Here is a 20299-nt window from a genome sequence, read left to right as displayed (position 1 = left end):
AAAAGTGGATAACGGTTTTGCGAATGGAATACCTGCAAGTGACGCGTTGGGCGCGCTTTCGGGCAAAAATGTAATTCGGTTCCGGTTCGCCGCGGGCCTACCTGCGCTATTGCTGAATCACCGGAGGCGTCGTCGTCGATTGTGCCGCGCCCTGCCGGCCCGGGCCGCCGCGGGCGGGCTTTTTGGCCGGGGCCGGCTTTGGCGTCGTGGCGGTCGGGGTGGGGTCGGCCGGCGCGGCCGCCGCAGGCGGCGGAGGATCGTCGGCCGGCTCGACCGTGTCGTTCTGAATCTGCTTTTCCATGGTCCGCAATTTGGCGACGTTTTTCTGATGCTGGTCGTACGAGTCGCTGAACGCATGGCCGCCGCTGCCATCGGCGACGAAGTAGAGATCGCGCGTGCGCGCCGGATTGGCGGCGGCTTCCAGCGAGGCGCGGCCGGGATTGGCGATCGGCCCTGGCGGCAGGCCCTCAACCACATAGGTATTGTAAGGCGACGGCTGCTGGATTTCAGAGCGCTTGATCGGCCGGCCCAGCGTCCCCTTGCCGCCGACAAGGCCATAGATGATGGTCGGATCGGACTGCAGCTTGATCTTCTGGCGCAGCCTGTTGACGAACACCGCAGCGACGCGGCTGCGCTCGTCCGGCTTGCCGGTTTCCTTCTCGACAAGCGAGGCCAGCGTCACCAACTGCTCCGGCGTCTTGATCGGAATATCCGGGCTGCGGCGTTCCCAGATTTCCGCCAGCACCCGCTTCTGGGCCTGCTGCATGCGCGCAATCACCTGCTCGCGCGTGGTGCCGCGCGGGAATTTGTAGGTTTCCGGCAGCAACGTGCCTTCGCGTGGCACCTCCTTGACCGTGCCCGCAAAAATATCGTTGTCCGTAAGCCGGGCCACGATCTGTTCGGAGGTCAGGCCTTCGGGAATCGTGACGGCGTGCTGGACCACCTTGCCCTCGACCATGGTGCCGATGACATCGCGTAGACTGGCGTTCTTCTGGAACGAGTATTCGCCGGGCTTGAGTTCGGAGCGCGCCTTCAGCGCAAAGACGCTGCCGATGAACGCCCAGCGATTGTTGTCGATCACGCCCTCACGCTGCAGGACATCGGCGATATCGGTCATTCCCGCGCGCGCCGGAATGTTGACGACCTTGTCCTCCTGCAACGGGCCCGGGGCCTCGATCTTCTGTTTGCCGTAGATGTATGCGCCGCCCGCGCCGATCATCAGAACCAGGACGATGGTGATGACGGCATTGCCGACCACGACGAACGGATTGCGGGCGCGCTCGGACCGCTTTGGCGGCGGCGGGACCTGCTCGGGCTCCAGCGCGGCGCGCGGACTCCGTGGCGAAATGGGCGGCCTCTCACTCATCGATGCAACCTGAATCCTGTCGGTTCAATCGCGGCCTCGCGAAATTGCCGCAGCGGCCGAAGTCTCTACGCCCATCTCTAGGATTTATCACCGAATGCGGCGAAACGGTGGAGTCCTCTTGATACCGGCGTCAGTTGGCCACGCGCTGCACGATCACGGATGCGTTGGTGCCTCCGAAGCCGAATGAATTGGATAGCGCCACGTTGATTTCGCGTTTGCGCGGCGCCTTCGGCACCAGATCGATCGCCGTTTCCACCGATGGGTTGTCAAGGTTGATGGTCGGCGGGGCGATGTTGTCGCGAATCGCCAGGATGCTGAAAATAGTCTCGACCGCCCCCGCGGCGCCGAGCAGGTGCCCTGTCGATGATTTGGTCGACGACATCGAAACCCTGGAAGCGGCGTTGCCCAGCAGCCGCTCCACCGCACCGAGCTCGATTTCGTCACCGACCTGGGTCGATGTACCGTGGGCATTGATGTAGTCGATATCGGAGGAAATGATCCCTGCACGCTTCATGGCGGCGCCCATGCTGCGAAACGCGCCATCGCCGTCCGGCGACGGAGACGTGATGTGATAGGCGTCGCCCGATAGCCCGTAACCGATCACTTCCGCATAGATTCTCGCGCCGCGCGCCTTCGCATGCTCGTATTCCTCAAGCACCACGATGCCCGCGCCCTCCCCCATCACGAAGCCGTCGCGATCCCTGTCGTAGGGGCGCGAGGCTCTTTCCGGAGTTTCGTTGAAGCCGGTCGACAATGCGCGAGAGGCGCAAAATCCCGCCATCGACAGCCGGCAAATCGGGGATTCCGTTCCGCCCGCCACCATCACGTCGGCATCGCCCAGCGCGATCAGCCGGCTTGCGTCGCCGATCGCATGTGCACCGGTCGAGCAGGCCGTCACCACGGAATGATTGGGACCCTTGAGGCCGTGCTCAATCGACACGTAACCCGAGGCAAGATTGATCAGGCGGCCGGGAATGAAGAATGGCGATACCTTGCGCGGGCCGCGCTCCTTGAGGAGCAGCGCGGTATCGGCAATGCCGGACAGGCCGCCGATCCCCGAGCCGATCATGGTGCCGGTGGCGCAACGGTCGTCTTCAGTCGAGGGATGCCAATCGGCATCATCGAGCGCCTGGCGCGCCGCACACATCGCAAAAATGATGAAGTCGTCGACCTTGCGCTGGTCCTTCGGCTCCATCCACTGGTCGGGATTGAATGTGCCGTCGGTGCCATCGCCCCTCGGAATCACGCAGGCGATCCGGCTGGTCAGATCGGAGACGTCAAACGTATCGATCCTTTTAGCACCGCTCTCGCTGTTGAGGATGCGCTTCCAGGTCGTTTCCACGCCACAGCCGAGTGGCGACACCATGCCGAGGCCCGTGACGACAACCCGCCTCATATCCAGCACTCCAGCCCACGATTCACGGCCGACAACAAGAAACCGGTGGACCGTTCATCCACGGCCCGTCCGGTTTTGTCAGCACCGCGCGGGGGCGTCAGCTCTTCGCGTTCTTTTCGAGAAATTTTGTGGCGTCGCCAACGGTCAAAATCGTTTCCGCGGCGTCGTCGGGAATTTCGCAACCGAACTCTTCTTCAAACGCCATCACGAGCTCGACGGTATCGAGGCTGTCGGCGCCGAGGTCGTCAATGAAGCTCGCATTGTCGACCACCTTTTCGGGTTCGACACCAAGGTGTTCGACCACGATCTTCTTAACTCGCTCGCCAATCTCACTCATCGTTCAACCTCGTGCTTGTTCCCATTAGACCCGACCCAAGGACGATACGAACCGTCTTGGTCGTTAAACTTTCCTTCGCAATCGCGCATAGTCTTGATTTGGCCCCGTCAAACCCCACAAAGGCCCGGCGAACGACGACAGGCTCCCCACCGCCAATATACAGGGTTTCAAAATCCTGCAATGGCGTTCTTTGCCCATCCGTTGGTGGTTCGGTTATCATACTTCCCAAGCCTTGACTACAAGCCTCAATCGGCCATCGGAAACGGATTGCTGCCCCGCCGAAGGGCCCGGCAAACCGCCTCAAACCATGGCCATTCCACCATTGACATGAATCGTCTGCCCGGTGATGTAAGCCGCTTCATTCGAACTCAGATAGACCGCCGCCGCCGCGATTTCATCGGATGTTCCGAGCCGCCCTGCAGGAACTTTCGAGAGAATCGTTTCGCGCTGCTTGTCGTTCAAAGCATCCGTCATCGGCGTCTTGATAAATCCCGGGGCGATGCAATTGGCGGTGACGTTGCGCTTGGCATATTCCGCCCCCAGCGTCTTGATCATGCCGATCAGTCCGGCCTTCGACGCCGTGTAATTGCCCTGGCCCGGATTGCCGGTAACGCCGACCACGGAGGTGATCGCGACAATGCGACCGAAACGCTTGCGCATCATCAGCCTGGTCGCGGCCCGGGCCAGCCGGAAGGTCGCCGTCAGATTGACCTTGATGACCTCGTCCCAGTCCTCGTCGCGCAGTTGCACGAACAGATTGTCCCGGGTGATGCCGGCGTTGGCGACGAGAATATCGACCTGGCCCATGGCTTGTTCCGCCGACGGCACCAGCGCTTCCACCTCGGCGGCGTCGGAGAGATTGCACGGCAGCACATGAACCCGCTCGCCCAGCTTGCCGGCAAGCGTGTCCAGTACCTCGCGCCGGGTCCCGGAAATCGCCACCGTCGCGCCTTGCGCGTGCAGGGCCTGCGCGATCGCGCCGCCGATGCCGCCGGTCGCGCCGGTGACGAGCGCCGTCCTGCCAGTCAGATCGAACATCAACTTCTCCTCTCGGCCGCCTAGCCCGAATGTACAGCCGCGATCGCGTCTTTTGCGGCGGCAATGTCGCCGGGGCCGCCGACTGAAATCCCGATCGCGCCATCGGCGATGCGCTTGACCAACCCGCTCAGCACCTTGCCGGCGCCGATTTCGAAGAACCTGACGACCCCGTGACTTGCCATGTAAGCCACCGATTCGCGCCAGCGCACGGTCCCCGTGACCTGTTCGATCAGGCGACGGCGGATCTCGTCCGGGTCGCTAATCGGCGCAGCCAGCACGTTCGACACCAGCGGCGAGACCGGCCACTTGATGGTGACACCGGCAAGCGCCTCCGCCATCGCGTCGGCCGCGGGCTGCATCAGCCGGCAATGGAATGGCGCCGACACCGGCAGCAGCATCGCACGCTTGGCGCCCTTGGTCCTGGCAATCTCGAGCGCACGCTCGACTGCCGCCTTGTCGCCGGAGACCACGACCTGCCCGGCGCCATTGTCGTTGGCGGCTTCGCAGACCTGGCCCTGGGCGGCCTCGTTGGCGACGGCCACCGCGGTCTCATACTCGAGGCCAAGCAGAGCAGCCATGGCGCCGACACCCACCGGCACCGCCTTCTGCATGGCAAGGCCGCGGGTGCGCAACAGGCGCGCGGTATCGCTGATGCTGAGACCGCCGGCGGCGGCCAGCGCGGAGTATTCGCCAAGCGAATGTCCGGCGACAAACGCGGCGTCCTTCGCGACCGAGAATCCGGCTTCGGTTTCAAGCACCCGCAGGGTGGCGAGCGAGACCGCCATCAGCGCCGGCTGGGCATTCTCGGTGAGCTGCAGGGTCTCGGCCGGACCGTCCCAGATAATAGACGTCAGCTTTTCGCCGAGCGCCGCATCGACCTCGTCGAACACCGCGCGGGCGGCCGGAAAAGCCTCCGCCAGGGCCTTTCCCATGCCGAGCGCCTGGGAGCCCTGCCCCGGAAAAGTGAATGCTGCCGTCATCAATACCCCTGGACGCCGTGGGAAAATCCCTCAATTCGGACGGAAAGACACCGCAGGAGACGGTCGTGTCAAGCGCTGCCGGTTCCGAGCCCTAAGGATGGGACCCCGATCGGGTCGCTTTCCCTTGCCATTGCCCGCAAAATCCGTATAAACCGCGCCATCCGTGGATCCCGGCCGGGAGCTGAACGGACGGTCTCAGCAATTTCACCTTATCGGCGATGTTGATGTGGCAGGGCCAGTCGGTCCGTCGTCCCGTGCTTCCGCCTTCTGAGCATGTCGAGTCCTTTCCGGAGGGTTCGAAGGGCTTGCCGCCGGGAGCCGCGCCAACATTGGAAAGGACACCCATGCCTCTTTATGAGCATGTTTTTCTCGCGCGTCAGGATGCGAGCACCCAGCAGGTCGAAGAACTGACCACCCAGATGACCGGCATCGTCGAGCAACTCGGCGGCAAGGTCGTGAAGATGGAAAACTGGGGCGTACGTTCCCTGACCTATCGGATGAACAAGAATCGCAAGGCGCATTTCGTGCTGCTCAATATCGACGGCCCGTCGGCGGCGGTCGCCGAGATCGAGCGGCAGGAGCGGATCAGCGAAGACGTGATCCGCTATCTCACCGTTCGCGTCGATGAGCATGAGGAAGGCCCCTCGGCGATGATGCGCAAGGCCGACCGCGATCGCGATCGCGACGACCGTGGCGGCGGCGGTTTCCGTGGCGACCGCGACGGCGGATTCCGTGGCGACCGCGATGGCGGCGGCTACCGCGGCGACCGTGGTCCGCGACGCCCGCGCGAAGATGCCGACGCAGTGGTTGAGGAGTAAGAATCATGGCTGAAGCTGGTGCACGCCGTCCGTTTTTCCGCCGTCGCAAGACCTGCCCGTTCACGGGGCCGAACGCGCCGAAGATCGACTACAAGGATTCCAAGCTGCTGATGCGTTACGTGTCCGAGCGCGGCAAGATCGTGCCGAGCCGCATCACCGCCGTCTCCGCCAAGAAGCAGCGTGAGCTCGCGCGCGCCATCAAGCGCTCGCGTTTCCTCGGTCTGCTGCCTTACGTGATCAGGTAAAAACCTCTTCGATCCGCGGCGTTGTCGCCGCGGATCGGAATCTTCATAAGGCTTCCGCGTCGTCCGGCAGCCGATGGTTGGGGTTCACAAGACCTCTAACCGCTCGTTGGCCTTTCCAGCACATCAGTACTTTGCGCCATCGGGCATTTTCCGGAATTCGAGCCAAACCTTTTGGGCTTCGTTCCGCATCAGTGGCTCAACTGGAACGGCCCTTTCAGCGTAGGGTTTCTTCATGTCCATGCTGATATTGGAGTCATCGAACAGATCGGAATAGTCAGTCCAGGCCGCGGCGTAATAGATCTTGCTGACCCGTGCCCAATACGCCGTTGAATAGCACATCGGGCAAGGCTCGCAGCTCGTGTACATCGTCGCGCCCCTAAGGTTCGGCGCGTTGACCTTCTTGCAGGCGGCGCGAATGGCATTCACTTCGGCATGAGCGGAAGGATCGTTGTCCTTCAAAACGCTGTTGCCTGTGGCGGCAAGCACCTCGCCGTCGCGCACGATCACACAGCCGAATGGCCCGCCGGTCTTTTCGATTACTCCGGCCTTGCGCATCAACTCGATCGCCTGGCGCATATGTTCGCGATCCTGATCCGTCGCGGTGCTGGGTGCGGCCGCGAGAGCCTCGCCGGCAGAAGCCGCTGCAAACAGCGCAACACCCGTGGCGAGAAAATCCCGGCGGAGCACCATTTGTGCGCCGGCGAATAACCGATCGAGACTATCTTTTGCGTTCATGATTCTGACTTTTCCTGCCAACGGTTTAAACATTGCCTACGAGAAGCCCGTAAGGCTTTCGTGCAAAAACGACTAAGCAGGATTTCGTGCAAAAAGCCTAAACTCTCCGGTCTGAAACGAGATTGAACCCGACCATGCATTTCTTCAATTGGCGCGCTTTGGTCTTTATCCACGGGCAAGCGTGCTGATAAACCAAAATCGAACGATATCCGCTTTGACGCCGTGGCTGATGTTGCGGAGCTTTTTCGCAAGGCGCAAAACTTGACGCCTGCTTAAGATCTGCAGTTGCGCGGGAAGCGCGCGTGGAAGTTTGTCGATACAGGCAAATGCCAGAAAACGAAGAACGATACACTGTTGCAGCAGTCACCAAATTCCTTCTCGATTTTCAAGAACTGTTCTCGCAGATATGCGACGCATTGAAGAATGGCGTTAAGAAGAACCGCCAACTGTCCGGCTGGATGCTCAACGAAACGGGATCTGACTTTGGCTTCTCGTATCCCGCATCGCTCTGCGGATCCAAATCGAAGAAGTCCCCGAATACGCCACCCCAGAGATAAAGAGGACGTATCGGCTGGTGAGCCTCACCCCTGCGGACCAACGACAACGACTGGCTACACCGCCTCTAACTGACTGGTAGGGGCGGCCATATACCTGATGACCATTATCGCGAACATCGGGAGCACTTGATTGATCGAAAACAATCAACTAAAAGGCCCACCAAGCGGCTCCCAGTGGGGGCCGCAATCATTTCTGCGTTTCTGTTGCTCTGGTAAGAGATCGAAACTCAGAAGGTGATAAACGATTGATGCTGCAGTGAAATTTTCTCTGCAACCTCCTTTCACACCGTATCTGGTGCGAAACTGGTACGGAAAAAAACTAAGTAGTTGGTAGGGCAGCATAATTTGCTGACCCGTATCTAACCGCTCGAAAGGAGCGGGACAGCTGATGATCGCGATCGTTCTCATAGCCATAGCAGCCGGCTGCGCCTCCGCGCTGATGTTCGCCTCGATCATCTCGGGCGCGCTGATCTCGGTGCTGCTGTTTTATCTGGCGCCGCTGCCGCTGATGGTCGCGGCGCTGGCATGGGGACCGCTCTGCGCCACCATCGGCGGCATCGCCGCGGCCACGGGTCTCGGCGTGATCTTCGGCATTCCCTACTGCATCGCTTTTGCCGTCTCGGTCGCGCTGCCCGCCTGGTGGCTGGGCCATCTCGCGCTGCTGGGCCGGCCCACCGCCAACGGCGCCCCGTCTGGCAACGGCGCGTCGCCGGTTGCACCCGATCTGGAATGGTATCCGGTTGGCCGAATTCTGGCCTGGATCGCAGGCTTTGCCGCGTTGACGACGATGGCCGCCCTGCTCACGCTTGGCTGGGATGCGACCGCGATCAGCGCCGCACTGCGGCGCGGCCTGTTGCTGATCATCGGCCCGCGCGATGCGGGGTCGACCGGCGAGATCGAACAATGGGTCGACGCTCTCGTGATCATCGCACCAGCTTCGGCCGCCGTGGTCGCCATGATGACGCTGACGCTCAACCTCTGGCTCGCCACCAAAATCACGACGACATCAGGACGATTGCACCGCCCGCGGCCCGACCTGAAAAGCGTCGATCTGCCGCCGATGACGCTGGCCGCATTGTGTGTTGCGATCGCATTCTGTTTTGCCGGCGGACTGCTCGCGATCCTGGCGCAGATCGTCGCCGCGGTCTTGATGACGGCTTACGCGCTTGCCGGCTTCGCGGTGTTGCATACGTTGACGCTGACATTGAAAAGCCGCGCGCTCTGGCTCGGCTGCACCTACGCCATCGTCGCGGTGTTCCTCTGGCCGGTCCTGGCGATGGTGGTTCTCGGGCTAGCCGATGCGATCTTCGGATTTCGCAAGCGCTATCTGCAAGGGAGGCCGCCGCCCCTCCCCGCCGCCTGAACTGCACGCTTCATTTCAACCCTCATCACCTCAAACGGAGAACGAATATGGAAGTCATTTTGCTGGAACGCGTCGCCAAACTCGGTCAGATGGGCGAAGTCGTTCGCGTCAAGGATGGATATGCCCGCAATTATCTTTTGAAGCGCGGCAAGGCGCTGCGCGCCACCACGGATAATCGCGCCAGGTTCGATGGCATGAAGGCCGAACTCGAAGCCCGCAACCTGCAGGCCAAGGGCGAGGCAACCAAGGTCGCGGAAAAGATCGACGGCCGAAACGTCATGGTGCTGCGGCAGGCCTCCGAGACCGGTCAGTTGTTCGGATCGGTGACCGTCCGCGACATCATCGCATCGTTCGAGAGCGACGGCGTCATCATCAGCCGTGGCCAGGTCATGCTGGACGCGCCGATCAAGACCATCGGCAAGCACAAGATCGCCATCGCCGTGCACCCGGAGGTCGAGGTCGGCGTCACCGTGACGGTCGCGCGCAGTGCCGATGAGGCCGAGCGCATCAATCGCGGCGAGGACATCTCCAGCCGCCAGGAAGATCAGGACGCGGCCGCCGAAGCGCTGGCCGCCGCCGGCGAATTCTTCGACCCGGAAGCCCGCCACGACGAGGAGCCCGAGGCAGAGGCGGCTTCCGAGAAGTAACGCCGCTGCAGGTGACATCGAAGCTGACATCAAAGCGAACCGACCCAGGCCCGCCCTAACGGCGGGCCTGGGATTTTTATCGACGCTTTTTGCCGAAAATCGCCACCGGCCGCCGGCCCGGACCTTCGCTGGCGCAAAAGCCTATTTGGAGATCGGCGGCCCCGGCGGTCCGGCCGGGGCAACGGGCGCCGGCGGCGGCACCGAAACCGTCTCGGCCGGTGGCCCAGCCTGCACTGCAGGTGCTGAAGGCGTCGCGGCCGGCTCCGGCGTCGCACCGGAGGCCGCTGCGGATACCGCCGGGGAAGCCGGCGGCGCGGGAGTGACGGGAGGAACCGGACCGGCCCGCAGTGCCGGCGTCGAGCCGCTGCCGGTCTCCTTCGGAGCCTCGATCTTGGCGGATTCAGGCTTGGTCGGTTCGGACCTGGTGGATTCAGACTTGGCGGGCTCAGACTTGGTCGATTCAGGTTTGGCCGATTCGGACTTGGCCGATTCAGGCTTGCCGGATTCAGATTTGCCGGTTTCAGGCTTAGCGCCCTCGGGCTTGTTGCCTTCGTCCTTGGCGGTTTCGCTCTTGGGGGGTTCACTCTTGGGCTTGTCGTCCGTCGCCGTTTCACCCTTTGGAGGCTCTTCCTTGGCGGGGTCGGTTTTGACGGAATCCGCTTTCGGCGATTCTTCGCCGCCGGGTTTGCCCCTCCTGGTCAGCTTCTGCCGGGCGGTCAATTTGCGGCCATCGGGGCCACGCTCATTCGCCGTCTGCGCCGGAGCTTGACCTTCCGCAGCCGGTTTCGTGCCGTCCGGCGCCTCCCCTGGCCGCGCCAGCCGCCTGCCGTTATGGCCCTTTCGTCCGGGCTCGGCTTGCGCGGGAAGTCCGTCGGCATCGGGTTTGGCGGCCTCGCGCGGTGCAGCCTCGGGCGGGGCCGCCTCCTGCGGCGGCTCGCCGGCGCGCAGGCGCCGGCCACGGCGGTCCACCTGCTCGGGCGGACCGGAGGGCCTGGCGTCCGATTTCGCATCCTTGGCCGGCTTGGACTGGGCACCGCCATAGCGCGTATCGGCCGCGCCATTGGAAATCAGGTAGGCTGACAGCAGCGAGGCCATATCGGGACTGGTCGTGTAATGCTGACGCAGGAAACCCTGCAGCGATCCGGCAGGCACGCTCTTCAACAGACCGCGCGGGCTCTTGTGGCAGGCCGTGCAAGTGCCCGCGAAAATCTGGGACGGGCTCTTGCCGGCCTCGAGATTTTGCGCCTGCGCCTGCGCCGGGGCCGCCGCGAAACAGCCGATCAGAAGCGTCACCGTCGCTAAACTGAGCGCTCGGCTCAACATTCATCATTCTCCAGATTCGGAAAGGCTTCCGGCGTCCCAGCTCCGGCGCCGGCGGCGGTACCTTTTAGCGGATTATCCCACGAATGGAAGCGCACATATCACACCAGCGCCTGGACGCCATGTTTCGGAATATCCGCTTTGTGTACAACGCACTAGCGCGCCGCTGCCATCGCCCTTATATCGAAATGCGGCGCTCGGGAACCATTACATTCCGCGCGCGTAGGTTGTGACGGCCGGTGCGTTAGCCGATAGGGGATCGCTTTCTGGTGGTTTCGATGGACCGCTTGTTACGTTATTTCCTGAAGCAATTCATCCGCCGCGGGGCGATGACGTTTACGACCGCGAGCGGGGCCAGGTTCGATTGCGGCGACGGGACCGGCGAGCCGGTCGCCGTGCGCTTCCTGACCACCGACGCCGAACGCCGGGTTCTCCTCAACCCGGAACTTGCACTGGGCGAAGTTTTCACGGACGGCACATTCGTCGTCGAGCAAGGCTCGATCGCAGCCGCGCTGGCGATCCTGATGGATCAGCCCGAGATATTGCCGCGTTGGGCCAAGCTGCAATCGTGGGTGCGCTATCTGGTCAGGCATGCCCAGCAGTTCAATCCGCCGAGCCGTTCGAAAAACAACGTCGCGCGCCACTACGACCTCGACGGGCGGCTGTATTCCCTCTTCCTCGATTCCGACAAGCAATATAGCTGCGCTTATTTTGAAACGCCGGACGCGACCCTTGACGAGGCCCAGCTCGCCAAGAAGCGTCATCTCGCCGCCAAGCTGTTGATCGGCCGAGGCGACCGCGTGCTTGACATCGGCTCCGGCTGGGGCGGGCTGAGCCTGTATCTGGCGGAAATGACCGGCGCCAACGTCACCGGCGTCACGCTCTCGACCGAACAATTGCAGGTATCGAACGCCCGCGCGGCCGAAAAGAATCTGGCGCGGTCGGCGAAGTTTTTCCTCGAGGACTACCGCGACGTGTCCGGCCCGTTCGACCGCATTGTGTCGGTGGGCATGTTCGAACATGTCGGCGTCGACTTCTACGAGAAATATTTCCGGCGCTGCGCCGAGCTTCTCACTGACGACGGCGTCATGATGCTGCATTCGATCGGCCGTTCGGAAGGTCCCGACGCCACCAATCCCTGGATTGCCAAATATATCTTCCCCGGCGGCTACATCCCGGCGCTGTCCGAGGTGATGCCGGCGATCGAGCGCGCCGGGCTGTTGGTATGCGACATCGAGATCCTGCGGCTGCATTACGCGGAAACCCTGAAAGCCTGGCGCGAGCGCTTTATGGCTCGGCGCGAGGAAGCGGTGCAGCTTTATGACGAGCGCTTTGCGCGGATGTGGGAATTTTACCTGGCGTGCTCGGAAATGTCGTTCCGCAAGCAGAACATGATGAATTTCCAGATCCAGCTCGCCAAACGCCAGGGCGTGGTGCCGATGACGCGCGACTACATCGGGCACGAAGAAGCGAAACTGCGCGGGGTCGAGCGCGGTTCGCGACCGCGGCTGCAAATTGCCGGCGAATAGGCCTTAATTGCGCAGACTGAACGGAGAGGCGCCATAAGGGTACGGCGATGCCGGTCGCGCGAGCTGCCCAGCGAAGGCATCCAGTATCGTTTGGTCGCAGGACAGGCCGCGGAATTCCGGACGAGAAACCTGTTGCATGGCGTCGATCAGCGTCGACAGCCACAGTTTTTCGCCGTCTCCGGAGCGCCATGGCTGAAGTTGCTGGCCCATCGCCTGTCCTCGCCTCACCGGCCCCCGTGAAACCCGTGCCGTTACCAATCCGGATGTCCCAAACCCGTTCCCGGCGACCAAAAAATTAAGAAAGAGCGCCGGATGTGATCTACTTCACAAAAGACTCCGGCGCGTTGCCCTAAATCAACGGAATGGCTCGGAAAACCTACCCATCATCGTTCGATCCGCAGGCTGACCTTGGCACCGATTACGCCCTGATCGCCGCCGGCGTCGGCGCAGCCCTGGTGGCCCTGATCTATCTCATCCTGATTTGATTCAGCGCTGAGATGGCAGCCTCCGTGAGGCGCCTTGCCCCATCGGATAGGTCTGCCTGCGCGGTGAAAGGTTCAGTCCGCGGGGCAATTTTCCCGACATTGTTCCGGAGGACCGCGGTCCCGCTCCAGAACCCGTCAAGCGGAATGCGCCGCAGCAACCGGCTTTTCCCAGCAGTCGTTGTGTGAATCGGGCATAAGGCGCGTTCGCGCTTTCACGATGCCCGGCAGTGGCGCTTTATCGCCGCCCAATCCAAAAATCCAACATCAACCAAATTCGAAGCATAATCCAAACCATGGCCACACTTGATTCGAACGTTCTGAAGCTCGCTCCCGATGCGGGAACTCCGGCCTATCGGAGCGCACCGCACAATATCGAGGCGGAACAGGCCCTGCTCGGCGCGATTCTGGTGAACAACGACGCGTTTTACCGCGTATCGGATTTTCTGGAGCCAAAACACTACTTCGAGCCGATCCACCAGACCATCTATGAGACCGCCGGCAGCCTGATCCGGATGGGTAAGATCGCGACCCCGGTCACGCTGAAGACCTTTGTTCCGGCGGATACCGACATCGGCGGCATGACCGTCGGCCATTACCTCGCGCGGCTTGCCGCGGAAGCGACCACCATCATCAATGCCCAGGATTACGGACGCACGATCTATGAGCTGGCGTTGCGCCGCGATCTGATCCGGATCGGCGAGGACATGGTCAATGTCGCCTTCGACGCGCCGGTCGATTTCGCGCCGCGGGCGCAAATCGAGGATGCCGAGCGCAGGCTGTATGAACTGGCCGAATCCGGCCGTTATGACGGCGGGTTCCAGCGCTTTGCGCAGGCGCTGACCGTCGCCGTCGATATGGCGGCCAAGGCGTTTCAGCGCGACGGCAAGCTGTCAGGCATCGCAACCGGCCTGCGCGATCTCGACACCAAGATGGGCGGCCTGCAGCCGTCCGATCTGATCATCGTCGCCGGCCGTCCCGGCATGGGCAAGACCGCGCTCGCCACCAACATCGCCTACAACGTGGCCAAGGCCCATCGCGCGGAAGTCCAGGCCGACGGCACCATGAAGTCCATCAACGGCGGCATCGTCGGCTTCTTCTCCTGCGAAATGTCCGCTGAACAGCTCGCCACCCGTATTCTCGCCGAGCAGACCAGCATCGCCTCGAGCATGATCCGCCGCGGCGGCATTACCGAGACCGACTTCGAGAAGATCCGCGACTATTCGATCGAATTGCAATCGCTGCCGCTCTACGTCGACGAAACCGGCGGCCTGTCGATTTCGCAATTGACCGCGCGCGCGCGCCGGCTGAAGCGGCAAAAAGGCCTCGACCTGATCGTGGTCGATTACATCCAGCTGCTGCAGGGCTCGGGCAAGCGCGGCAACGACAATCGCGTCCAGGAAGTCACGGAGATCACGACCAGCCTGAAAGCGCTCGCCAAGGAGCTGAATGTCCCCGTCATCGCGCTGTCGCAGCTGTCGCGCCAGGTCGAAAGCCGCGACGACAAGCGCCCGCAATTGTCAGACTTGCGTGAATCCGGCTCGATCGAGCAGGACGCCGACGTCGTGATGTTCGTGTATCGCGAGGAATATTACCTCGCCAACAAGGAACCGCGGGTCGGCACGCCGGAGTACGAAAAATGGCAGCTCGACATGTCGCTGGTGCACGGCAAGGCCGAGGTCATCATCGGCAAGCAGCGCCACGGTCCGACCGGCATGGTCGAACTGGCGTTCGAGGGCCAGTTCACCCGGTTCAGCGATCTGGCGCAGGACAGCCATTTGCCGGCGCAAAACTACTGAATTGGCCCGTACGGTTGAACCGGCGGGCGCCGGCGCGTAAAACTACGGTATGAACATCGTCTCCGACCCGAAATCGATCCCGGCGGGCAGCCAGCTCTCGCCCGAGGCAAATCAGGCCGCGGCTTTCGCCGCGGCTACCGCCGCCGCCACCGGCGTGCTCACGGTCGATCTCGACGCCATCGTCGCCAACTGGCGCAAGCTCGAGAAGACGGCCGTGCCGGCCGAATGCGCCGGCGTGATCAAGGCGGACGCCTATGGCTGCGGGACCGAGCCGGTCGCCCGTGCGCTGGCCGGCGCCGGCTGCAAGACCTTCTTCGTCGCCACGCTGGATGAAGCGCGCTCCGCCCGTGCCGCGGTGCCGTCGGCGGCGATCTATGTGCTCGACGGCTTCTTCCAGAATTGCGGCGACGCCTATGCCGGGATCGACGCCAAGCCGGTGATCGGCGATCTCAACGAGCTCGCCGAATGGGACGTATTTTGCCGGCGCACAGGGTGGACCGGCGGCGCGGCGGTTCATATCGATACCGGCATGAACCGGCTCGGCCTCACGCTGACGGAGGCGCAGGGCATCATTCCCCGGATCAACGCCGGCGATCACGGCATTACGCTGGTCATGAGCCATCTCGCCTGTGCCGAGAGCCTCAATCATCCGCTCAATGCCAAGCAGCTTGCCACCTTCCGCGAGATCGCCAGCCTGTTTGCCGGCGTGCCGGCGTCGCTGTCGAATTCCTCCGGGGTCTATCTCGGGGCGCAATTCCAGTTCGACATGGTGCGACCGGGCGCTGCGCTCTACGGCATCAATCCGACGCCCGAGGCCGACAATCCGATGCAGCCGGTGGTCGACCTGAAAGCCCGCATCGTGCAGCTCCGCAATATCGAGAAAGGCGACAGCGTCGGTTACGGCGGAACCTGGACCGCGCGGCGGCCGACGAAACTGGCAATCGTGTCGGCCGGCTACGCCGACGGATATTTCCGCGCCGGCGGCAGCAATGACGGCACCCGCGGCGCCGAGGTGGTGGTCGCCGGCAAGCGCTGTCCGATTGCGGGCCGCGTCTCGATGGACCTGATGGCCGTCGATATCACGGATCTCGATAAAAACGCCGCGCGCCGGGGCCACATGGCGACGCTGATTGGCGAGGGCATCACCGTCGACGAACTCGCGCACCATTTCGGCACCATCGGCTACGAAGTGCTGACCAGTCTCGGCCCGCGCTATGCGCGGGTCTACAAGGGCGGCGGCGCGGCGGCGACCGAGCCGGCCTCCCCGGTGTCGGCCTGACATCCTAGTCAGGCCATGAAAATCGCAACGTTCAACATCAACAATGTCAACCGGCGCCTGCCCAACCTGCTGCGATGGCTGCGCGCGGCAAAGCCCGACATCGTCTGCCTGCAGGAATTGAAATCGACCGACCATGATTTTCCGGTTCAAGCCATCGAGAAGGCCGGCTACGGCGCGGTCTGGCGCGGACAGAAGACCTGGAACGGTGTCGCCATCCTCGCGCGCAACGCTGATCCGGTGCTGGTGCGCAACCAGCTCCCCGGCGATCCCGACGATCACGAGGCGCGCTATATCGAGGCCGCCGTGCGCGGCATCATCGTCACCAGCCTCTATCTGCCGAACGGCAATCCGCAGCCCGGACCGAAATTCGACTACAAGCTCGCATGGTTCAAGCGGCTGAAAGCCCACGCCGCGAAATTCGTCAAGCAGGACATTCCCGTGGTGCTGGCCGGCGACTACAATGTCGCGCCGACCGCGCTTGATATTTATCCGACCAAATCGTGGGATCAGGATGCGCTGATCCAGCCGAAGAGCCGCGCCGCATTCAAATCGCTGGTGGCGCAGGGTTGGTGTGACGCAATCCGCCACCTCCATCCGTCGGAGCCGACCTACACGTTCTGGGATTACAAGCGAAACCGCTGGCCGCGTGACGCCGGATTGCGGCTCGACCATCTTCTCTTGAGCCCTGCCCTTGCGCCGCGCCTGATCAAGGCCGGCGTCGACCGCAAAATGCGAGCCGAGGAAGGCGCCAGCGACCATGCCCCGGCGTGGATCGTGCTGAGTTAAATTTAATTAGGTCGCCACCAGCGCCATAGCGGTATCTTATTGAAGAGCTTCCTTCTTCTTCTACATGGTTCGCACTCAACTATCCCGAACGTCTCTGCTAGGCGAGCAAAAACATCTCCAAGCAGCACAACGCCCCTGCCGGTGCCCTGGCTTCCGCGACCTACTGAAACGGCATCACTCGTCAAGAACCGCAGATAGGGTCGCTTCTTTTCGAGTTCTTCGACTTCTTTGGCTGAGAGCCGCCGGACATCCCGGTGGCTCTCCACGTCAGTACGAGCGGTTTCGTCCTCGAAGAAAACGTAAATCTTATCTTTGTCATGCACGAGAACCGCTCGCGATGACGCGGCATACTTCGGACGTAGTCGACCGGGATCATCGCTGTCAGTGACCGTGGGCATTTCCAGCCAACATGGTCTTGCACCCACTATCGCGGACCTTATGCTACTCATTGGTGACAACAGCTCGCAGCCCACCTGCACCACCACCTGCAATTACATGTCGCACACGCTGCGCATTTCACCCCGCACCCACCCGCTGCCGCGAGAACGCAGCCTACATACGCGATGAAACTTCCGCTGCACGCGACTAATGCTCCGGCGATTACCGGTCCGCATGAATTCAAGAGGCAATGCCAAACAGCCGACCACCAACTCTGTGTTTCGATGAGCTGATCCGCTTCGAAGACGAATTCTCGCGCTTCCAGGAATTTCCCCTCGGGAGCCTCAAGCAGGATTTCTTGTGTCTCAACATTGCGCCCGGCCCGGATGGTTGCAGCCGCGATTGCGCCGTGATCACGTGAGTCACGCTTTCGGAGAGACTGCATCACAAGCTCGAACTCCACCTCCACAACAGGCGTCCCGCTTTCTCCGTAGCCTGGCCGGATTGGTTCTCGTACCTCAAATCGTTGGCGAAGACCAAGAACCTCATCCTCGGTTTCCAAAAGCTCGTAACCGCGTTTCTTCGCTTCAGCTTCAAGCCTCTCGAGGTTACCTTTGCCACGACGGGCCTTTATGTCCGTTAGAACGGCCCGCTCATCCAGGAATTCAATTTGCTCAAAGCGAGCTTTCGGTAATCTTCGCTTGATGTCCATCGGACCTTCTCCTCTTGGTTGATCATCAATCGGAGTCTTCTTGCTCTGCCGGGTTCCGGCAATTGTCCTCTTCGAAGAACGCGTTCTTCTCGCCCCATGCATGGGTTTTGGGCGACTCTCCCTCCGTCCTAGCTATGGCTCAGCAAGAGGAAGATTAGAGTGAAGCCATTCACTCCCGCGTCTTCGATCGGCCGGATCTAAACTTTCAAAATACTCATCTGCAGCTCTTTCAGCGGCGACTACTCCCCTCGAAAGGCCCGATGCATACAAGAGCCAAGCAGTGTAAAGGCCAACCTCCACCTCGAGTGCGATTTCCGGCGTCACGACAGCCGCAAGTTGGAAGCGGTGGTAAGAAGGTGTTTTCGGGCGCGACCTCTCCCGCAGAATGATCTGCCTAACGCTTCTACCTAGTGCAGCGTAAGCGTTCGGCGCACGTTCGGAAGCGATATCGAGCGCTTTCGATGTCTGAGCAAAGAACAGGTCGGATTTTGTCGCGAGGCTCCGATCCAAAACAATAAGCCGGATACCTGAGTGCCATGCATGAGGAAGTCGTGTTGAAAGTAGCCTCATGAACTCGCGAGCAGGCGCCCCGGCAAACCGCGCCCACCATGAGCGGATGACGATCGCCAAGCCGAAGGAAGAGGAACTCACAGCAAGCGAGGAACTCACAGCAAGCATTGCGTCCGCTCCTCATTCGCGGACTACATGGTCGCAAGGTGATGAAAGCAGCCGAGCGCTAACTCTCGGCAAATTATTGGTTAACGTACGACTGCGTCTTTTTTGTGTACAGCTATGGGTCCCCGCAACAGCTAGCGGCTCCCGTGCTATCTGTAACGGTCTCCGTGCGCCAAGATGATCTGGATGTATAAATTCGACGGTACTCAGTAGTTTGAGTAGCAGCAAAAAATGATCCATGCCTAAAAACTGTTATCATCGCTATTCTCGTCCAAGTGATTGTCGGCATCACACCAAGATAAGTTTGCGATAATCCCATCAGTGTTCGATAGTTGGATAATTCAGAATCAATTAGATGGGGGATTAGATGGGGGAATAGATCTTGCGCGCGCCATATTGCAACTTTGTTTAGGCCGTGAACCCATAAATCTGCCGGGTGGACGGCTTGCCGGAGTCTGCTATGCCCCATAGCGACCAAATTCCACAGCGCGGCGAAATGACGCGATGTGGCAATTTCAGACACGGGCTACGTGCTTGCGGCAAACAAATCCCACCTGCCGGGGATGCCCTTCAATTCGTACGACCCGCGTTCAGAGAATTGTAGCCCGGCGCCGGCCACAAGATCGGTTACGACTCGTGAAACCAGGACTTCGCTGGATTGACACTGTGCCATGACGCGAGCCGCCACGTGCACCGCAATCCCGCCAATGTCACGGCCCCTCATTTCAATCTCGCCCGTGTGGAGACCGGCTCGCAGGGGCAGCCCAATCTGTTTGGTGGCTGCCCCTAGCGCCAGAGCGCATCGAACGGCACGACCAGGTCCATCGAAAGTTGCGAGAATGCCATCGCCCGTGGTCTTAACCAAAGCGCCACGGTGTTTCCTGACTACCTGCCTCGCAAGCTCATCATGATTGTCAAGCAGTCGACGCCATGCCTGATCGCCGGCTGCAGCCGCGCTGCGCGTCGAATCGATGATATCGGTAAACAAAACGGTGGCCAGAACGCGCTCAAGATCGGCTGACGAACCGTCTCGGTGTCCGGTGATGAATTCCTCGATATCGCCAAGCAGCGTCTCTGCGTCGCCACACCAGAAAAGATGATCGTCACCCGGGTATTCAATGAATTTAGCCGTCGGAATTCGTGCCGCGAGATCGCGGCCGAGCTCGACGGGGACCTGAGCATCTTCCCGACGGTGAAGTACAAGGGTTGGAACTTGTACCGATGGAAGAATCGACCTGACATCGATCTGCGCGTTCAACAATGAGAGTGCCTTTATAGCTCCGGGACTGGCAGACAAGCGCTCGAACTTCGCGAACTGGGCCACGGCATCCGGGTTCATCGCCAGACTGGGCCGGGCTGTCCTGATCATGGCGCCGGTGCCCCAAAACTTTACGCGCTGTGCGATGGTTTCTTCCGACAACATGGTTGGTACCGCGAAGCCGCCATAGAGGATCAGCTGCGATACCCGTTCCGGATAGGTTGCAGCAAATAACGCGCTCATCGCGCATCCTTCGGAGAATCCAATGACTACCGAACGCTGCGAACCAATCGCTTCCATGATGGCGCGAACGTCGTCCATGCGCTGCTCCAGCGTGGGCGCGCTGGAAATTCGATCGGATAGTCCCTGCCCTCGCTTGTCAAAAGTGACGACCCGCGCGAATGCCGAAAGGCGGCGTAAAAACGCTGTATATCCATCCGTCTCATGGCTGTATTCGATGTGCGACACGACGCCGGGGACCATGATGATGTCCACGGGGCCCGCGCCCATGACCTGATAGGCGATGTTGACGTCGCCGCTGAGTGCGTAACGCGTCTCCGGCAGGGCAAACTCGCTCATCGGCCGTGTCTCTCAAGGTG

General features: G+C 61.4%; 19 protein-coding genes. 9 read left to right on the top strand and 10 right to left on the bottom strand.

Features of this window, described 5'->3' with window-relative positions; translation table 11 throughout:
• Nucleotides 1-106: 106 nt before the first annotated feature.
• The 5 genes from mltG to fabD all read right to left on the bottom strand — a co-directional run bounded on the left by mltG (nucleotide 107) and on the right by fabD (nucleotide 5117).
• On the bottom strand, nucleotides 107-1366 hold the full coding sequence (gene mltG, locus B5527_RS15830; RefSeq protein ID WP_079602328.1) for an endolytic transglycosylase MltG: 1260 nt from the start codon (nucleotides 1364-1366) through the stop codon (nucleotides 107-109).
• A 130-nt stretch (nucleotides 1367-1496) separates the two neighbouring features.
• Nucleotides 1497-2762, bottom strand: coding sequence for a beta-ketoacyl-ACP synthase II (gene fabF, locus B5527_RS15825; protein ID WP_079602326.1), 1266 nt, complete (start codon nucleotides 2760-2762; stop codon nucleotides 1497-1499).
• A gap of 97 nt (nucleotides 2763-2859) precedes the next feature.
• Nucleotides 2860-3099, bottom strand: coding sequence for an acyl carrier protein (locus B5527_RS15820; RefSeq protein WP_006610957.1), 240 nt, complete (start codon nucleotides 3097-3099; stop codon nucleotides 2860-2862).
• Nucleotides 3100-3399: 300 nt separating this feature from the next.
• Complete coding sequence (fabG, locus tag B5527_RS15810) at nucleotides 3400-4137, bottom strand: 3-oxoacyl-[acyl-carrier-protein] reductase (protein ID WP_079602323.1); 738 nt, start codon at nucleotides 4135-4137, stop codon at nucleotides 3400-3402.
• 20 nt (nucleotides 4138-4157) lie between these two features.
• The gene (fabD, locus tag B5527_RS15805) at nucleotides 4158-5117 is read right to left on the bottom strand and encodes an ACP S-malonyltransferase (protein ID WP_079602322.1); all 960 of its coding nucleotides are present in this window, start codon (nucleotides 5115-5117) and stop codon (nucleotides 4158-4160) included.
• A gap of 344 nt (nucleotides 5118-5461) precedes the next feature.
• Here fabD and rpsF point away from each other — a divergent pair, with 344 nt between their 5' ends.
• Together rpsF and rpsR are read left to right on the top strand one after the other, a co-directional pair.
• Entirely contained in the window at nucleotides 5462-5935 is a 474-nt protein-coding gene (gene rpsF, locus B5527_RS15800) for a 30S ribosomal protein S6 (RefSeq protein ID WP_079602320.1), read from the top strand.
• 5 nt (nucleotides 5936-5940) lie between these two features.
• On the top strand, nucleotides 5941-6180 hold the full coding sequence (gene rpsR, locus B5527_RS15795; RefSeq protein WP_002711478.1) for a 30S ribosomal protein S18: 240 nt from the start codon (nucleotides 5941-5943) through the stop codon (nucleotides 6178-6180).
• Nucleotides 6181-6303: 123 nt separating this feature from the next.
• Here the strand turns inward: rpsR and B5527_RS15790 are convergent, their stop codons facing one another.
• Nucleotides 6304-6915, bottom strand: coding sequence for a nucleoside deaminase (locus B5527_RS15790; protein ID WP_079602319.1), 612 nt, complete (start codon nucleotides 6913-6915; stop codon nucleotides 6304-6306).
• A gap of 945 nt (nucleotides 6916-7860) precedes the next feature.
• Between B5527_RS15790 and B5527_RS15785 the strand changes: the two genes are divergently transcribed.
• Together B5527_RS15785 and rplI are read left to right on the top strand one after the other, a co-directional pair.
• On the top strand, nucleotides 7861-8835 hold the full coding sequence (locus B5527_RS15785; protein ID WP_079602317.1) for a DUF2232 domain-containing protein: 975 nt from the start codon (nucleotides 7861-7863) through the stop codon (nucleotides 8833-8835).
• Nucleotides 8836-8882: 47 nt separating this feature from the next.
• Nucleotides 8883-9482 (top strand): 50S ribosomal protein L9, encoded by a 600-nt coding sequence (gene rplI / locus B5527_RS15780; RefSeq protein WP_079602316.1) that lies wholly within the window; start codon nucleotides 8883-8885, stop codon nucleotides 9480-9482.
• A 141-nt stretch (nucleotides 9483-9623) separates the two neighbouring features.
• On the opposite strand, the gene B5527_RS15775 is transcribed toward rplI, so the two are convergent.
• Nucleotides 9624-10805, bottom strand: coding sequence for a hypothetical protein (locus B5527_RS15775; protein WP_079602315.1), 1182 nt, complete (start codon nucleotides 10803-10805; stop codon nucleotides 9624-9626).
• A 275-nt stretch (nucleotides 10806-11080) separates the two neighbouring features.
• On the opposite strand from B5527_RS15775, the gene B5527_RS15770 reads away from it, so the two are divergent.
• Nucleotides 11081-12331, top strand: a complete 1251-nt coding sequence (locus B5527_RS15770; protein ID WP_079602314.1) for an SAM-dependent methyltransferase — start codon at nucleotides 11081-11083, stop codon at nucleotides 12329-12331.
• 3 nt (nucleotides 12332-12334) lie between these two features.
• Here B5527_RS15770 and B5527_RS15765 read toward each other — a convergent pair whose 3' ends face one another.
• Complete coding sequence (locus tag B5527_RS15765) at nucleotides 12335-12541, bottom strand: hypothetical protein (RefSeq protein ID WP_079602312.1); 207 nt, start codon at nucleotides 12539-12541, stop codon at nucleotides 12335-12337.
• Nucleotides 12542-12693: 152 nt separating this feature from the next.
• On the opposite strand from B5527_RS15765, the gene B5527_RS47110 reads away from it, so the two are divergent.
• The 4 genes from B5527_RS47110 (at nucleotide 12694) to B5527_RS15750 (ending at nucleotide 16677) form a co-directional block, all read left to right on the top strand.
• Nucleotides 12694-12816: a hypothetical protein gene (locus tag B5527_RS47110; RefSeq protein ID WP_276329334.1), complete on the top strand. Its 123-nt coding sequence runs from the start codon at nucleotides 12694-12696 to the stop codon at nucleotides 12814-12816.
• 293 nt (nucleotides 12817-13109) lie between these two features.
• Nucleotides 13110-14612, top strand: a complete 1503-nt coding sequence (locus B5527_RS15760; RefSeq protein ID WP_079602311.1) for a replicative DNA helicase — start codon at nucleotides 13110-13112, stop codon at nucleotides 14610-14612.
• Nucleotides 14613-14661: 49 nt separating this feature from the next.
• Complete coding sequence (alr, locus tag B5527_RS15755; protein ID WP_154072274.1) at nucleotides 14662-15891, top strand: alanine racemase; 1230 nt, start codon at nucleotides 14662-14664, stop codon at nucleotides 15889-15891.
• Between the two features lie 15 nt (nucleotides 15892-15906).
• Nucleotides 15907-16677, top strand: a complete 771-nt coding sequence (locus B5527_RS15750) for an exodeoxyribonuclease III (RefSeq protein WP_079602309.1) — start codon at nucleotides 15907-15909, stop codon at nucleotides 16675-16677.
• 445 nt (nucleotides 16678-17122) lie between these two features.
• Here the strand turns inward: B5527_RS15750 and B5527_RS45915 are convergent, their stop codons facing one another.
• Complete coding sequence (locus B5527_RS45915; protein WP_154072273.1) at nucleotides 17123-17767, bottom strand: hypothetical protein; 645 nt, start codon at nucleotides 17765-17767, stop codon at nucleotides 17123-17125.
• 1201 nt (nucleotides 17768-18968) lie between these two features.
• Nucleotides 18969-20279 (bottom strand): adenylate/guanylate cyclase domain-containing protein, encoded by a 1311-nt coding sequence (locus B5527_RS15745; protein ID WP_079602308.1) that lies wholly within the window; start codon nucleotides 20277-20279, stop codon nucleotides 18969-18971.
• Nucleotides 20280-20299: the final 20 nt, after the last annotated feature.

The organism is Bradyrhizobium erythrophlei, assembly GCF_900129425.1.
Taxonomy (GTDB): domain Bacteria; phylum Pseudomonadota; class Alphaproteobacteria; order Rhizobiales; family Xanthobacteraceae; genus Bradyrhizobium; species Bradyrhizobium erythrophlei_C.
Note: the sequence above shows the minus strand (reverse complement) of the source record. Positions and strands in the feature narration are given on the sequence as shown.

Coding starts and splice junctions, on each gene's coding strand:
- B5527_RS45915 (WP_154072273.1), bottom strand. CDS start 17,767: ATGGACATCAAGCGAAGATTACCGAAAGCTCGCTTTGAGCAAATTGAA.
- alr (WP_154072274.1), top strand. CDS start 14,662: ATGAACATCGTCTCCGACCCGAAATCGATCCCGGCGGGCAGCCAGCTC.
- B5527_RS15745 (WP_079602308.1), bottom strand. CDS start 20,279: ATGAGCGAGTTTGCCCTGCCGGAGACGCGTTACGCACTCAGCGGCGAC.
- rplI (WP_079602316.1), top strand. CDS start 8,883: ATGGAAGTCATTTTGCTGGAACGCGTCGCCAAACTCGGTCAGATGGGC.
- fabD (WP_079602322.1), bottom strand. CDS start 5,117: ATGACGGCAGCATTCACTTTTCCGGGGCAGGGCTCCCAGGCGCTCGGC.
- fabF (WP_079602326.1), bottom strand. CDS start 2,762: ATGAGGCGGGTTGTCGTCACGGGCCTCGGCATGGTGTCGCCACTCGGC.
- B5527_RS15765 (WP_079602312.1), bottom strand. CDS start 12,541: ATGGGCCAGCAACTTCAGCCATGGCGCTCCGGAGACGGCGAAAAACTG.
- B5527_RS15820 (WP_006610957.1), bottom strand. CDS start 3,099: ATGAGTGAGATTGGCGAGCGAGTTAAGAAGATCGTGGTCGAACACCTT.
- fabG (WP_079602323.1), bottom strand. CDS start 4,137: ATGTTCGATCTGACTGGCAGGACGGCGCTCGTCACCGGCGCGACCGGC.
- rpsR (WP_002711478.1), top strand. CDS start 5,941: ATGGCTGAAGCTGGTGCACGCCGTCCGTTTTTCCGCCGTCGCAAGACC.
- mltG (WP_079602328.1), bottom strand. CDS start 1,366: ATGAGTGAGAGGCCGCCCATTTCGCCACGGAGTCCGCGCGCCGCGCTG.
- B5527_RS47110 (WP_276329334.1), top strand. CDS start 12,694: ATGGCTCGGAAAACCTACCCATCATCGTTCGATCCGCAGGCTGACCTT.
- B5527_RS15790 (WP_079602319.1), bottom strand. CDS start 6,915: ATGAACGCAAAAGATAGTCTCGATCGGTTATTCGCCGGCGCACAAATG.
- B5527_RS15775 (WP_079602315.1), bottom strand. CDS start 10,805: ATGTTGAGCCGAGCGCTCAGTTTAGCGACGGTGACGCTTCTGATCGGC.
- B5527_RS15770 (WP_079602314.1), top strand. CDS start 11,081: ATGGACCGCTTGTTACGTTATTTCCTGAAGCAATTCATCCGCCGCGGG.
- B5527_RS15785 (WP_079602317.1), top strand. CDS start 7,861: ATGATCGCGATCGTTCTCATAGCCATAGCAGCCGGCTGCGCCTCCGCG.
- B5527_RS15760 (WP_079602311.1), top strand. CDS start 13,110: ATGGCCACACTTGATTCGAACGTTCTGAAGCTCGCTCCCGATGCGGGA.
- B5527_RS15750 (WP_079602309.1), top strand. CDS start 15,907: ATGAAAATCGCAACGTTCAACATCAACAATGTCAACCGGCGCCTGCCC.
- rpsF (WP_079602320.1), top strand. CDS start 5,462: ATGCCTCTTTATGAGCATGTTTTTCTCGCGCGTCAGGATGCGAGCACC.